This is a genomic window from Falsiroseomonas frigidaquae (genome assembly GCF_012163145.1).
Taxonomy (GTDB): Bacteria; Pseudomonadota; Alphaproteobacteria; order Acetobacterales; family Acetobacteraceae; genus Falsiroseomonas; species Falsiroseomonas frigidaquae.
The window spans coordinates 186,617-199,983 of sequence record NZ_JAAVTX010000007.1; the positions used below are offsets into that span (position 1 = coordinate 186,617).

Here is a 13,367-nt window from a genome sequence, read left to right on the forward strand (position 1 = left end):
AGCGGCCGGTCAGTGCCCCTTGCCGTTGGCACGAGGAGACGTGGCGACCGGCAGAGTGGCGACCGGCGGCGTGGCGCCACGCACCATCGGCAGAGACACCGGCGCGCCGCGGAGCGGCAGTTCGAGCGTCGTCACGCGCTTACCATCCGCCTGGACCTGGCTCATGGTGCCGCCGAGGTCGTGCTTCAGCAGGCGGTTGATCAGTTCCGTGCCGAAGCCGCGGCGTTCCTGGCCCTGGGCCGCTGGCGGCCCGCGCAGCTCAAGCCAGGCGATATGCAACCGCTCGTCCGCGCCCTTCCCTTCCACCGTCCAGTTGATCCGCAGCTGCCCGGGCGAGACGGAAAGCGCGCCGTGCCGGGCGGCGTTGGTGGCCAGCTCGTGCAGCACCATGCCCAGGGCCAGCGCCATCTTCGGCCGCAGCGGCACCGCGGCGCCGCCGAAGCTGATGCGGTCCGGCCGGTCGTTGTGCGGCGCAAGCTCCTTGGCGACCAGCGCCTCCAGGTCCACCGCCGTCCAGCCCTGTTCGCCGACGAGTTCATGCGCCCGCGCCAGCGCCTTGATGCGCCCGCTGAATGCGGCCGCGAAATCCTCGAGCGACCTGGCGTGGCGCAGCGTGCTGGTCGAGACGGCCTGGACCACCTGCAGCATGTTGCGGACCCGGTGGTTCAGCTCATCCACCAGCGTGCTGAGGATCTCACCCTCCACCACCTTGGTGACGTCGAAGAAGGTCAGCACCACGCCATCCACATCGCCCTCCGCAGTGCGGTAGGGCAGCAGGCGCATCAGGTAATGGACATGGCCGTCCCGCGCGGTGACGCGGCGTTCCACGGCGGTGCGCTCATCCAGCACGCGGCGCACCTCCCGCCGCAGGTCCACCTTGTCGAGATGGCCGGCGAAGTCGGTCACCGGGCGGCCCCGATCGGCGGGCATCAGGTTGAAGATGCTGGTCACCGCCGGGGTGAAGCTGCGGATCACCAGGTGGCGGTCGAGGAACAGCGTCGCGATCTGCGTGCTGTCGAACAGGTTCCGCAGATCGGCCTTCGACCGATCCAGCTCGTCGATCTTGACGGAAAGTTCGGTATTGGACGCGCGCAGCTCCTCATTCACCGATTGCAGCTCCTCCTTCGAGGTTTCCAGCTCCTCGTTGGTGGATTGCAGCTCCTCGTTCACCGAGACCATTTCCTCGTTCGCTGAGGTCAGTTCCTCGGTCGCCGTCTCGTATTCCTCGGTGGTCGATTGCAGCTTCTCGCGCGTGTCACGCAGCTCGCGCTCCAGCAGCAGCAGATGGTCCTGCCCCGCGGTATCCAGCGAAACGGCGGCCGTGTCGGCGCCGGGGATGTCGGCAAAGACGACCAGGAATTGGCGCTCGGGCACATCCCGCGCGCCCATCGGCGTCACGGTCAGGGCGATGCTGATGCGGCGTTCGCCCTCCTCGATCTCGACCAGCGGGCGCCGTACCTCGGCCTGCGTCTCCATTGCCTCGCGCAGCACGGCCCGCAGCGCGAAGCGCAAGCCGGGCCGGGCCATGGCCACGAGCTGGCGGCTCGGCCGGCCGGCGGCGGGTTCCAGGTAGCGTCCCAGATGCGCGGATTGGTGCAGCACGTCGCCATCCCGGTTCACCACCACATGGGCCGGGGAGAAGCGGTCCAGCACCAGCGCCTCCGCCGATTGCCGCAGCTCCGTGCCACGCTGCGGCGCCGGCGGGCGCAGCAGGGCGCGCGAGGGCCAGATGCGCACCGGGCCCCGCGGATTCGCCAGCAGCCGCGCGGCCGGTCCGTCCACAGCCACGTCGTCCCGCCGACGGTAGATGCGGTTGGCCTTGTCCTCCGCCACGAACAGCTCGGCATGGCGAAGGATGGTCTCGGCGATGCCGAGGAACAGGAAGCCGCCAGGCCGCAGCGCATAGTGGAACAGCGGGATCACCTGGTCCTGCAGGCCCGGACCCAGATAGATCATCAGGTTGCGGCAGGAGATGAGGTCGATGCGGGAGAAGGGCGGATCATTGATCAGGCTGTGCGGCGAGAAGACACACAGGTCGCGAAGCGGCTTCGCCACCGCGAAGCTTGCCGCATCGGCGTTGAAGTGCCGCGCCAGCCGCTCGGGCGACAGGCTGGCCAGCAGCGCACCGGGGTAGCGGCCGCGCCGCGCCGTGGCCAGGGCGGCCTCATCGATGTCGGTGGCGAAGATCTGCGCCCGCGGGCCACCCGGATGCGCTTCCATCTGCTCGCGCAGCAGGATCGCGAGGGAATAGGCCTCCTCCCCGGTGGCGCAGCCGGGAACCCAGACGCGCACCACCTCCTCCGGCCCACGATCCTTGAACAGCTGGGGGATGACATTGTCGCCAAGGGCCGAGAAGGCATCGGGATCGCGGAAGAAGCTGGTGACACCGATCAGCAGGTCCTGGAACAGGTGCCGCGCCTCCTCGGCATCGACACGCAGCCGCGCCGTATAGGCATCCAGCCCCGGCAGGCGCAGCACATGGATGCGGCGCTGCACACGGCGGAAGAAGGTGCGGTCCTTGTAGCCGGCGAAATCATGCCCCACGGCCGAATGCAGGATCTTGGCGATGGTCGCCTGCGCCGTGGCGGCGGCCTCGCTGCTCAGTCGTTCATAGGCCGGTTCGTCGAAGGTCTTCAGCAATTCGGCCAGCCTTGCCGCCATCTTTTCCGACGGCACCACCAGATCCACCACGCCGGCGGCGATGGCGCTGTGCGGCATGTCGCCGAATTGCGGCGTGGTGCCATTGGTGCCCTGCGCCATGGTCAGGCCACCGGCAGTCTTGATGGCCTTCAGCCCCAGCGTGCCGTCGCTGCCGCTGCCGGACAGCACGATGCCGATGGCGCAATGCTGCTGGTCCTCCGCCATGGACGCCAGGAAGACGTCGATCGGATGGCGCTCATGTACGCGGTCGACGGGCTGCTGGCGCAGCACGATACGGCCGTCCTTCAACGTGATGATGGCGTTCTGCTGCAGCACATAGACATGGCCCGCCTGCACCTGCTGGCCGTCCTCCGCCACATGGATCGGCAGGGTCGTGCAGTCCGCCAGGATCGCGGGCATCGCACTGAGATGGCCGCGGGCGAGATGCGTCACGACGATGAACGCCATGGGCAATGGCTGTCGCAGGCCGCGGAAGAGCGACCGGAGCGCCTCCACCCCACCGGCCGAGGCGCCGATGCCGACGACGGGGAAACGCAGCGCGGAACTGGTCATGCTGTCCTGTCAGTTATGGCGGGCCCTGAGCCGTATCGCCGAAACAGCGTCCCCCTGCCGACAGGACATCGGCGAGGACAGCTTTGTGGATGTCATGTCACCATCAGCCAGCAAAGTCGCCCGAATTCCGTTCGCCGACCGGGCGAGTCGATCACGCTGGCGTGACGGAACGGCGCATGCCTCAGGCGCCCTGCATCTGCACCTTCTCCGCCTTGTCGTCGGCGGCATGGTGGAAGTTGCTGCGCTGGTAGCCGGTCATGAAATCCGGGTAGGTGATCGGCGGTTCACGCCCCGTTCTGTCATCCGCCGGGCTGCTATCCGCCGTGATCGGCGCCATCACGGCCCGGTAGCCGGCATCCATGAAGAACGGAATGGCGTAGCGTTCGCGGCCGGACCGGTTGATGACGCGGTGCGGCGTGGCCAGGAAGCGCTTGTCCGTCCAGCGCCGCAGCATCATGCCGCCATTGATCAGCAACGCGCCTTCCGGCGCCGGCGCATCCACCCATTCGCCACTGGGCATCCGCAGCGAAAGGCCAGGAATGCGGTTCTGCGCCAGGATGGTCATGAAGCTGGTATCGACATGCGGCGCGATGCCGAACTCGTTCTCCGGCGCCGTCGGTTCCTGCTGCGGGTAGTGCGACATCCGCAGCGTGTACATCGGCTCGTCGAAATAGGGCGCGAAGAAGCCGGGCTCCAGGCCCAGCGCGCGCGCATACAGCGGCAGCAGGCGCAGGCCGAGACCCTCGAAGGCATCGCAGGCCTGCAGCACCTGTTCCCGGAAGCCGGGCAGCTCGGGCCACTGGTTGCGGCCACGGAAGCGCACATTGGCCAGCACGTCCGGATGATCCGCCGGCAGGTCGCGCTTGAAGAAGATCGCTTCGTTGGCATTGGGCAGCGCCACATCGCCCACCGCATTCACTCGCGTGGTGGCGCCACGCATCGGCATGTAGCCGATGTTGTGCTCGTTGATCTTCAGCGCCAGCTTCGCCTCGATCGGCTGCGCGTGGAACCGCTCCGCCGCCTCGAAGGTCGCATCCAGCAGCGATTGCGGAATGCCGTGGTTGCGGACGAAGTAGAAGCCGACCTCGGTGAAGGCGCGGCGCAGTTCCTCCCCCAGCCGGTCCAGCGCGCCGGGCGCGCCGTCCTGCAGCGGCGCCAGGTCCAGGACGGGAATCTGCTCGCTCATCGCTTTGCCTCCACTGGCCAGGATCGAAGGCTGTCACCCACCCCGGCTGCGCGCAAGCCGCCTCACGCCGGCAGCAGGTTGAGCCGCCCCAGAAGCGCGCGTTCGTCGATCATCGCCTGCTGCATGGCGGCGCGGTAGCTGGCGCCATCGGCGAGCATCAGCGGCTGGTCGAGCCGGGCGAGGAATTCCACGTGGCGCGGGTCCTGCGCCGCGGCGCGGAACGCCTCCGCCAGCACGGCGACGATGGCGGGGTCCATGCCGGCGGGGCCGATCAGGCCGCCGGGGCTGTCGATCACGATGTTCATGCCCAGGTCGCGCAGCGTCGGCACGTTCGGGAAGCGCGCGGCGCGGGCGGAGCTGTACAGCGCCAGCAGCCGCAACTGCCCGCTGAGCACCAGCGGCGCCCAGCCCGAGGATTCCGAGGCGAAGTGGATCTCGCCGCCGAGCAGCGCGCGCAGCGTGTCCGAGGTGCCGCGATAGGGCACATGCTGCCAGGTCACGTCGCTCGCCAGGCCGATACGCTCCATCGCCAGGTGCTGGGTGGAGCCGATGCCGAGCGTGCCGTAGTTCAGCTTGCCGGGACTGGCGCGGGCATGGTCCAGCAGTTCCGGCAGCGTCCGCCATGGCGCATCGGCGCGCACCACCGTGCCCATGACGAAGCCGGTGATCTGCAGGATGTAGGTGAGGTCGTCGATCGGGTGGTAGGGTGGGCGCGGGTTCAGCAGCATCTGCCGCACCACGCCCATATGCATCTGGGAAATGGTGGTGCCATCCGGCCGCGCATCCTTCAGCGCCATCGCGCCCAGGATGCCGGCGGCGCCCGGCCGGTTCTCCACCACCACGGATTGCCCGAACCGCTGGCCCACCAGATCCGCCAGGATGCGGAAGCCACCATCGGCGGGGCCGCCGGGCGTCCAGGGGATGATCAGGCGGATCGGCCGGTCCGGAAAACGCGACTGCGCCAGCGCGGGCGCGGCGAGGCCCGACAGGATGGCGCCCCCCGACAGGATAGTGCCCAGCGTCGCGCGGCGCGTAGTGTGGTGCATGCCCTGCCCTCCGGATCGTGCCGGCATTTGGGCAAGCCCCGGGCGCGACGGCAAGCAACTTTGGCGGTTCGCTGCGGAAACCGTGTCGCGGACCTCGCCATGCCGCGCAATCGCCATGAAACCGTGGCTGGCTAGAAGGTGCCGGCGTTCAACCGGGACCCACTGCCATGCGCCTCGCCTGTCTTCCCCTGCTCACCCTCGCCTTCACCGCGCCCGCCTTCACGGCACCGGCCATGTCGCAGCAATACTGGCTGCCGAACGGGCCGGGTGGCACCACCTGGAACAACCCGCAGGGCTCGTTCAACGGCACGGTCTATGAGCACATGCTGCAGCGCCACGCGCAGCGCCTGCAATGGGACCGCGAGCGCCGGGCCGCCTCGGGCGGCGTGCCGGTGGCGGCGCGCGGGTCCGACCCGTCCTTCGCGCTGCGCAACGCCGGCCGCGCGACGATCCGGGAGGTCTATGTCTCCGCCTCCCGCGACAGCGCCTGGGGCGCGGACCGGCTCGGCCGGTCGGTGCTGGCGCCGGGGCAGAGCCTGGTGGTGCGGCTGCCGGCGGGGCAATGCCTCAACGACCTGCGGATCGTCACCATGGATGGGCAGGCGCAGGAACGGCGGCAGGTGAATACCTGTGCGCTGACGGAGCTCGCGGTGAACTGAGCCCCCTACACCGCGCGCCACCAGCGCCGGGTCAGCAGCAGCGCGGCAATCCCCTCCAGCCCGATCACCATGGTGGCGGTGGGCGCGCCGAGCCACTGCGCCATGACGCCCAGATGCAGGAAGCCAATCAGCCCGAGCCCGATGCAGGCGGACAATACGCCCAGCGCGCGGGACCGCATCTCGGGCGGCGCGGTGGTATAGACCAGCGTCGCCTGCATGGCCGCGAAGGCGGCGCTGCCGACGCCCACCAGCAGCAGCGCCAGCGCCGCCGGCAGCACCGCGGTTGCGGCGGCGAAAAGGACGAACATGCCGCAATACAGCGCGGTGCCGCCGACATAGATGGCGCGGTACCAGGCCGGCCGCACCAGCGGCACCAGCAGCGCGGCGCCCACCAGCGCCCCCAGCCCGTCCATCCCCGCCAGCAGCCCCACCCCATCGGCGCCGAGGCGCAACTGCTCCTGCCCGATCACCGGGACCATGGAGGAGACCGGCCAGCCGAACAGGTTGAAGATCAGCGTGACGATCATCACGCCGGCCATGCCGGGTGTCCGCAGCACCAGGCCAAAACTCTCCCGCATGTCGCGCAGCACGCCGCCGGGGCGCGGCGCCAGGGTGCTGCAATGCGCCAGACGCAGCGCCGCCAGCCCCGCCAGCGTGTACAGCCCGACACATAGCAGGAAGGCCGGCCCCAGCCCGGCGGCGGCCAGGATGGTGCCGCCCACCGCAGGCCCGGCGATGCGGCTGGCATTGTTCGCCACCACGTCGAGCGAGACGGCGCGCGCCATGCGGCTGGCGCCGACCACGTCGCCCAGCATCATGCGTCGCACCGGGTTGTCCGCCGCCCAGGCGATGCCGCCGAGGAAGCTGGCCACGCCGAGCTGCCAGACCGCCAGCGAACCGGTCAGCGCCAGCAGGGCGAGCGCCGCCGCCACCACGCCCTGCACCGCCAGCATCAGGATCAGCGCGGAACGCCGCTGCACCCGGTCCGCCGCCACGCCGAGGAAGGCGCCGAACAACCCCATCGGCAGCAGCCGCAGCAGCGTCATCATGGCGACCAGGAAGGCGGATTGCGTCTGCTGCCAGACCACCACGCCGATCACCAGCATCTCCAGCCAGCGCGCGACGGAGACCAGCAGCCCCACCAGCAGGATGCGCCGGAAATCGGGCACGCCCAGTACGTTCAAGCTGCCTGTCCATTTCCCGCCCTGGCGCTGATCCTTGCAGGGCGGGCCGGGCTGCTCAACCCGGGGTCAGAGGAAACCCTTGGCCAGCTTCCGCACGGCGGGGGATGCGGCGCGCTTGCCCTCTCCGGCATAGGCCTCGTGGTATTCCTCGATCTTGCCCGGGTCGTAGCGGTAATTGACCATCAGGCCGCAGGCTTCCCGAAAGCCTTTTTCCGAGATGTCGCCGCGCCAGTTCAGCCGCTCGACCCGCGCGCCGTTGGACAGGTGGAAATGCGCCACCGGGTCGCGCGCCCTTTTGCCGTCGCGGCCCGATTCAACCAGCAGATAGCGGGCGCAGGCGCGCAGCAGGATCGGCTCCAGGGATTTCGAGGTGGCTTCCACCCGCGCCCAGCCGCGCCGCGCGATCAGCCGGCGCAGCGTCTGCGGCGCGGTTTCCTCCACCGCCTTGCCGGCCTCCGCCCCCGGGGCGGCGATGGCGAGGTCCGGCGGCGCCGCCTCGCGCAGCGCCTTCGCCTCATCCTCCGTCAGCAGCGTGGCGTCGCCGGCTTCGAGCCTGGCCTCCAACCAGCTGCGGAAGCCCGGGATCGGCGAGAGCGTGGCAAAGCATTCCAGCTTGCCGAACTCGGCGCTGAGCAGCTCCACCACCCGCTTGATCAGGAAATTGCCGAAGGAGATTCCATCCAGGCCGCGCTGGCAGTTGTTGATGGAATAGAACACGGCGGTGTCCGCCTGCCGCGCATCCAGCAGCGGAGCCTTCTCATCCAGCAGGCCCTGCACATTGGCCGCCATGCCCTGCACCAGCGCGACCTCGACGAAGATCAGCGGCTCGTTCGGCATACGCGGGTGGAAGAAGGCGTAGCAGCGGCGGTCGGAATCCAGGCGGTTCTTCAGGTCGCGCCAGGTACGGATGCGGTGCACCGCCTCATACCCCACCAGCTTCTCCAGCAGCTCGGCCGGAGAGGTCCAGTCGATGCGGCGCAGTTCCAGGAAGCCGACATCGAACCAGCTTGCCAGCAGGCCGCGCAGATCCGCCTCCAGCGCCTGCAGCATGGCGTCGCCGCGCATCCGGGCCAGCAGGTCGGCGCGCAGTTCCACCAGGAACTTCACGCCATCCGGCAGGGTGGTGAACTGGGTCAGCAGCCGCAGCCGCGGCGGCTCCAGCACCCGGCGCAGCCGCGCCTTGGCGGTGGCGCGGGCCTCCGCATCCGGCGCCGCGGCCACCGATTCCCAGGCCGTCGCCACCGCCACGTGATCGGAATCGAAGCCTGCCAGGGCGCGCAGGAACTCCCCCCGCGCGGCATGATCGCCGGCCAGGTAGCTCTGCGCCAGGCGTGCGGCGCGGGACCGGGCGGAGACCTCGCCGCCCTTCGCATCCAGGCAGGCCCGCATCTGCGCCGCGATGCCATCCTCCCCGGCCGGGGCGGAGGAGGCGATATCCCGCCACAGCGATGTCACGCGCCGCAGCGCTCGGTCGATGAATCCGGGCGGGACGGCCACGTCGGACATCACGGTTCCTTTCCGCATGTTTCAGGAAGCATGCCCGATGACCGTGGGAAGGTCGAGCGCCATCACGGCCTGGATGTGGCCCGGCAGGTCCTCCGCCAAAAGCCCCGGCCCGGCCAAATTCGCCGCGGCGCCATGCAGGTGGCAGGCGCAGGCGGCGGCCTCGAAGCGTGGCATGCCCTGGGCGAGCAGCCCCGCGATGATCCCCGCCAGCACATCCCCCGTGCCGCCGGTGGCGAGCCATGGCGGCGCGTTGACGTTGATGGCGACGCGGCCATCGGGTGCGGCCACCAGGCTGTCCGCGCCCTTCAGCAGCACCACGGCGCCGGTGGCCCGCGCCGCGGCGCGCACCGCTTCCAGCCGGTCCTCGCCCGGCTGGCCGAACACGGCGATGAATTCGCCGAGATGCGGGGTCAGCACCGCGCAGCCGGCCAGTGCGGCGGGGTCATCCGCGGCGGCGCGCAGGGCGCCGGCATCGGCCACCACCTGCCGCCCGGCCTCCACCGCCTGGCGCACCAGGGCGCGGGTCGCTGCATCCGGCGGCAGGCCCGGGCCGATGACCCAGACGCCGATCCGCCCATCCTGGCGCAGCGCCTCGGCCCCTGCCTCCGAGACCATCACGCCCGCATCGCCGGCGCGCAGCACGGCGGCGGTGGCCGCATCGGGGGCCAGCACGGTCAGCAGGCCGGCCCCGGAGCGGCGGGCACCCGCGGCGGCCAGGCGGGCGGCGCCGGTCATGCCGGGGCCGGCGACCACGGCGACATGGCCGCGCGCGTATTTGTGGCTGTCGGCGCCCGGGCGCGGCAGGCGCCACAGCGCCGGGCCGTTGCGGAAGGCGCGCGGGGCGATGCCCGCCAGTACTGCGGCGGGCAGGCCGATATCGGCCAGCACCACCTCTCCGCACAGCTCGCGCCCCGGGAACAGCAGGTGGCCGGGCTTGAGGCGGAAGAAGGTGACGGTCAGCGCCGCCTTCGGCGCGAATCCCCGCACGGTGCCGGTGGCGCCATCGAGGCCTGATGGCACATCGACCGCCACCACCGGCCCGCCGGCCGCCGCAAGCACCCGCGCCACGCGATCCTCCACCGGCCGCGCCAGCCCGGCGCCGAAGACCGCATCCACCACCAGCCCGGCGCGGGCCGCCTCCGTCGCCGTGAAGGGCAGCATCGGGCCGTGCCAGCGCGCCGCCACGGCCGCTGCGTCGGTGCCCGGTGCGGGCGGTGCCAGGGCGGCGACGGCCACCGGCCAGCCCGCCTGCTCCAGCAGCCGGGCCACGACGTAGCCATCGCCGCCATTATTGCCCGGCCCGGCCAGCACCAGGGTCCGCACCGGGCGGAAGCGGCGCATCATCGCCCGCGCCACGGCCCGCCCTGCCGCCTGCATCAGTACCGATCCGGGCGTGCCGGCGGCGATGGCCGCGGCATCGGCGCGGGCCATCTCGGCGGGTGTCAGCAATTCATGCGGCATGTCCATGCGCGCCAGCCTATCGCGCGCACGGTCGAAGGGAACCACGGGTGGCGGAAGCGCGCTTCGCCCTGCATGAGCCATACCCCTCGCCCCCCCACTCCCCGCCTTGCCATCCTGCGCGGCGTCGGCCTGCTGCCCGCCCTGCTGCTGTTCGCCGGCACCGCCGCCGCGCAGCCGCCCGCCGTCAGCTCGCAGCCGCCGCCGACCTCCCTGCCCGGCGCGCCCCCGGCGGCTGAGCGTCCGCTGCCCTCCTCCCCGCCGCCGGGTGTGGGCGTGCCGCGCAGCGAGCCGCCGCGGACCCGCCCGCCTGAGAACAGGCCGATCCTCCCTGCCCCGCCGGTCCCCAGCGCGCGCCAGCCGGATCGTAGCGAGGGGGCCGGGCAGCTTGGCGATAGCCCGATCCCGCCGCGCCCCGGGGCCAAGCCGGATGCCTCCACGACCGGGCGCTGACCACCGGAGGCTCGCTTCTTGCTAGGCTGGCCCCCTCAACAGGTCGTGGAGTCGCCAGCATGGCCTTCGTCATCGCCGTCGCGCAGCGCAAGGGTGGCGCGGGGAAGTCCACCCTCAGCGCCAACCTGGCCACCGCTTTCGCCGAACAGGGCCTCGACGTTGCGCTGCTGGATGCGGACCCGCAGCAGACATTGACACGTTGGGCCGCCGAGCGGGCGAATGCCGGACCGCGTGCCCTGAAGCTGCATCTGGATGCACCGGCCGGCTGGCGGCTGCCCGTCGCGCTGGGCAAGCTGCGCGGGCAGGATGTGGTGCTGCTGGACACGCCGCCGCATGCCGATACCGATGCCCGCATCGCCATCCGCAACGCCGACCTGGTGCTGGTGCCGCTGCAGCCGTCTTCCGCCGACCTCTGGGCGATGGATGCGACGCTGGAGCTGGCGCTGGGGGAAAAGCGCCTGGCCGCCATCGCGCTGAACCGCGCGCCGGCCAGCGGCAAGCTGCTGACGCAGGTGCTGGCGGAACTGGAGCGGCGCAACCTGACCCTGCTCGCCCCGGCGATCGGCAACCGCACCGGCATCGCCCAGGCCTTCGCCGCCGGGCTCGGGGTGACGGAAGCGGCGCCAAGATCCGTCGCGGCGACCGAGATGCGCGCCCTGGCCGCGGCGCTGCTGGCGCTGCGGCCAAACTGATCGCCCGGTTGGCGCCCCAGTCGGCGCCCCGATTGAGCAGGGGCTTTTCAGCCGCCACGCGATGTGGCCACTTGCCGCACCGCAACAGGCGGGCAGAGTGGGAGGCGGCACGGCATGGCGGAACCGGATGATGCGCCGAAGGGCATGAGCCCGGATGCCGGGTTCAAGGATTCCGGGGTCGAGATTTCCGAGGACACCTTCCCCGAACTCGATGCCGTGGCCGCCATCCAGCGCGGCCTGCATGCCTTCAACCAGGAAATGGGCGGCCCTTATGACCGCGAGCCGGTCACGCTGCTGGCCCGCGCCCCGGACGGCACGGCCCGTGGCGGCCTGCTCGGGCTGACCTTCTGGGGCTGGCTGTTCATCGACTGGCTATGGCTGTCGCGCGACCTGCGCGGCAAGGGCGTCGGCTCCGAATTGCTGCAGCGGGCGGAGGCGATCGCGCGCGAACGCGGCTGCGCCCAGGTCTACACCGATACCTTCAGCTTCCAGGCGCCGGATTTCTGGCTCCGCAACGGCTACACCGAATTCGGCCGGCTGGAGGGAATGCCGGCTGGCCATGCGCGGGTGTGGTTCAAGAAGACCCTCTGAACCTGGCCGCCGTGAAGCCCGACCTGATCCTGCATATCGGCCAGTCGAAGACCGGCACTTCCTCCATCCAGCGGGTGCTGGGTGGCCAGCGGGCGGCGCTGGCGAAGCTCGGCGTGTGCTACCCGGTCAGCCCTGGCTGGGCCAATCACGGCATGCTGCCGGCCTCCCTGGTGCCACTGTCGCGCCTGGGCCACTTCAACCCGGCGCTGTGGGACGGCGTCGGTGCGGAGGCGCGGCTGGCGCAGTTCCGGCGGGATTTCGCCGCCGAGATGGCGGGGCTGCCGGAGACCACCCGGCTGGTGATCCTCTCCGCCGAGCAATGCGGCGGGCTGCTGACGACGCGGGATGAGATCACCCGCCTGCGCGACCTGCTGGCACCGCATGCCGCGCGCATCCGCGTCGCCATCTATCTGCGCCGGCAGGACCAGCACGCGGCCAGCGGCTATACCCAGGCGCTGCGGGTGGCCGCCATCAACCCGCCCGCCCTGCCGAAGGGTGGGCCGGAGCGGCTGCCGCATTACGACTACGCCCGGATGCTGGACGATTGGGCCGCGGTGTTCGGCGAGGATGCCATGCTGGTCCGCATCTTCGAGCGCGCCAGCCTGGTTCATGGCGATGCGGTGGATGATTTTCTCGCTTTGTGCGACGTGCCCCTGCAGGTGCCGGCCGACCACCCCGACCGCCAGAGCAACCTGTCCTTCACCCCCGCCGCCATCGACCTGGTGCGCCTGCTGGGCGAAAGGCTGAAGGCGCGGCCGGAGGGGCTGCGCGCGTCGTCCCTGCTGTGGCGCCGCTTCACCGCGGCGGTGTCGGAGGCGCTGCCCGGCCGCGGCTGGCAGCCGCATCCGGCCGACGCCGCCGCCTTCCTGGCCCGCTTCGAGCAAGTGAACGAGGCGGTGCGCCGCCGCTGGTTTCCGGACCGGCCGCGGCTTTTCGCGCCGCCCGAGCCCGCCGCCGGCCCGTCGCCGCCAGGACCGGCACCGCCAGGACCGGCACAACCCGGCCCGGCACCGATCGACCGGGATGCCGCGCTGGAGGCCGCCTGCCTGTTGCTGGAACACCAGCTCAACCACGTGGCGCAGCGGGAGGCCGACCAACTCGTGGTCACCGGGCGGCTACATGAGAAGCTGGGCGATCACGGCCCCGCCCGCAACGCCTTCCGCGCCGCCGTGCGCGCCGTGCCGGAGCATCCGCTGGCGCAGCAGCACCTGGCGGAAGCGGCGCTGCGCGACGGCAACCGGGCGGCTGCGGCCGCGCATCTGGCGGTGCTCCGCCGCGCTCATCCGGACCATGCGGCAACCCGGCGCGTGGAAAAGCTGCTGCAGCCGAAATCCGAGGTTTGACGGCGGAACGGAGCTGAACCGCGAATCCGGCGCGCG

The 13,367-nt window shown here is 71.1% G+C and carries 11 protein-coding genes; 5 read left to right on the forward strand and 6 right to left on the reverse strand.

All coding sequences use genetic code 11. The features are described 5' to 3' along the window. Positions 1-9 precede the first annotated feature (9 nt). The 3 genes from HB662_RS23550 to HB662_RS23560 all read right to left on the reverse strand — a co-directional run bounded on the left by HB662_RS23550 (position 10) and on the right by HB662_RS23560 (position 5,445). Positions 10-3,213 carry a chemotaxis protein CheB gene (locus tag HB662_RS23550; protein WP_168053491.1) on the reverse strand — a complete coding sequence of 1,068 codons (3,204 nt, stop codon included), beginning with the start codon at positions 3,211-3,213 and terminating at the stop codon, positions 10-12. Between the two features lie 181 nt (positions 3,214-3,394). Then, positions 3,395-4,399, reverse strand: a complete 1,005-nt coding sequence (locus HB662_RS23555; protein ID WP_168053493.1) for an isopenicillin N synthase family dioxygenase — start codon at positions 4,397-4,399, stop codon at positions 3,395-3,397. Between the two features lie 62 nt (positions 4,400-4,461). After that, on the reverse strand, positions 4,462-5,445 hold the full coding sequence (locus HB662_RS23560; RefSeq protein ID WP_168053495.1) for a tripartite tricarboxylate transporter substrate binding protein: 984 nt from the start codon (positions 5,443-5,445) through the stop codon (positions 4,462-4,464). A gap of 167 nt (positions 5,446-5,612) precedes the next feature. Here HB662_RS23560 and HB662_RS23565 point away from each other — a divergent pair, with 167 nt between their 5' ends. Continuing rightward, positions 5,613-6,104 (forward strand): hypothetical protein, encoded by a 492-nt coding sequence (locus HB662_RS23565; RefSeq protein WP_168053497.1) that lies wholly within the window; start codon positions 5,613-5,615, stop codon positions 6,102-6,104. Between the two features lie 5 nt (positions 6,105-6,109). On the opposite strand, the gene HB662_RS23570 is transcribed toward HB662_RS23565, so the two are convergent. From HB662_RS23570 to HB662_RS23580, 3 genes are all read right to left on the reverse strand, one after another. Further along, positions 6,110-7,288, reverse strand: a complete 1,179-nt coding sequence (locus HB662_RS23570; protein WP_168053499.1) for an MFS transporter — start codon at positions 7,286-7,288, stop codon at positions 6,110-6,112. 66 nt (positions 7,289-7,354) lie between these two features. Then, the gene (locus HB662_RS23575) at positions 7,355-8,794 is read right to left on the reverse strand and encodes a malonyl-CoA decarboxylase (RefSeq protein ID WP_168053501.1); all 1,440 of its coding nucleotides are present in this window, start codon (positions 8,792-8,794) and stop codon (positions 7,355-7,357) included. A 21-nt stretch (positions 8,795-8,815) separates the two neighbouring features. After that, complete coding sequence (locus HB662_RS23580; RefSeq protein WP_245185854.1) at positions 8,816-10,261, reverse strand: NAD(P)H-hydrate dehydratase; 1,446 nt, start codon at positions 10,259-10,261, stop codon at positions 8,816-8,818. A 66-nt stretch (positions 10,262-10,327) separates the two neighbouring features. Here HB662_RS23580 and HB662_RS23585 point away from each other — a divergent pair, with 66 nt between their 5' ends. The 4 genes from HB662_RS23585 to HB662_RS23600 all read left to right on the forward strand — a co-directional run bounded on the left by HB662_RS23585 (position 10,328) and on the right by HB662_RS23600 (position 13,331). Continuing rightward, the gene (locus tag HB662_RS23585; RefSeq protein ID WP_168053503.1) at positions 10,328-10,705 is read left to right on the forward strand and encodes a hypothetical protein; all 378 of its coding nucleotides are present in this window, start codon (positions 10,328-10,330) and stop codon (positions 10,703-10,705) included. A gap of 59 nt (positions 10,706-10,764) precedes the next feature. Next, positions 10,765-11,397 carry a ParA family protein gene (locus tag HB662_RS23590; RefSeq protein ID WP_168053505.1) on the forward strand — a complete coding sequence of 211 codons (633 nt, stop codon included), beginning with the start codon at positions 10,765-10,767 and terminating at the stop codon, positions 11,395-11,397. A 114-nt stretch (positions 11,398-11,511) separates the two neighbouring features. Next, the gene (locus tag HB662_RS23595; protein WP_168053507.1) at positions 11,512-11,988 is read left to right on the forward strand and encodes a GNAT family N-acetyltransferase; all 477 of its coding nucleotides are present in this window, start codon (positions 11,512-11,514) and stop codon (positions 11,986-11,988) included. Between the two features lie 11 nt (positions 11,989-11,999). Continuing rightward, a complete protein-coding gene (locus tag HB662_RS23600) occupies positions 12,000-13,331 on the forward strand; it encodes a tetratricopeptide repeat protein (protein WP_168053509.1) in 1,332 nt (443 codons plus the stop codon). The last annotated feature ends 36 nt before the right edge of the window (positions 13,332-13,367 follow it).

Excerpts from the sequence above, each read along its gene's own strand:
- HB662_RS23585 (WP_168053503.1), top strand. The coding sequence starts at position 10,328 with ATGAGCCATACCCCTCGCCCCCCCACTCCCCGCCTTGCCATCCTGCGC.
- HB662_RS23595 (WP_168053507.1), top strand. The coding sequence starts at position 11,512 with ATGGCGGAACCGGATGATGCGCCGAAGGGCATGAGCCCGGATGCCGGG.
- HB662_RS23560 (WP_168053495.1), bottom strand. The coding sequence starts at position 5,445 with ATGCACCACACTACGCGCCGCGCGACGCTGGGCACTATCCTGTCGGGG.
- HB662_RS23555 (WP_168053493.1), bottom strand. The coding sequence starts at position 4,399 with ATGAGCGAGCAGATTCCCGTCCTGGACCTGGCGCCGCTGCAGGACGGC.
- HB662_RS23580 (WP_245185854.1), bottom strand. The coding sequence starts at position 10,261 with ATGGACATGCCGCATGAATTGCTGACACCCGCCGAGATGGCCCGCGCC.
- HB662_RS23590 (WP_168053505.1), top strand. The coding sequence starts at position 10,765 with ATGGCCTTCGTCATCGCCGTCGCGCAGCGCAAGGGTGGCGCGGGGAAG.
- HB662_RS23575 (WP_168053501.1), bottom strand. The coding sequence starts at position 8,794 with ATGTCCGACGTGGCCGTCCCGCCCGGATTCATCGACCGAGCGCTGCGG.
- HB662_RS23565 (WP_168053497.1), top strand. The coding sequence starts at position 5,613 with ATGCGCCTCGCCTGTCTTCCCCTGCTCACCCTCGCCTTCACCGCGCCC.
- HB662_RS23550 (WP_168053491.1), bottom strand. The coding sequence starts at position 3,213 with ATGACCAGTTCCGCGCTGCGTTTCCCCGTCGTCGGCATCGGCGCCTCG.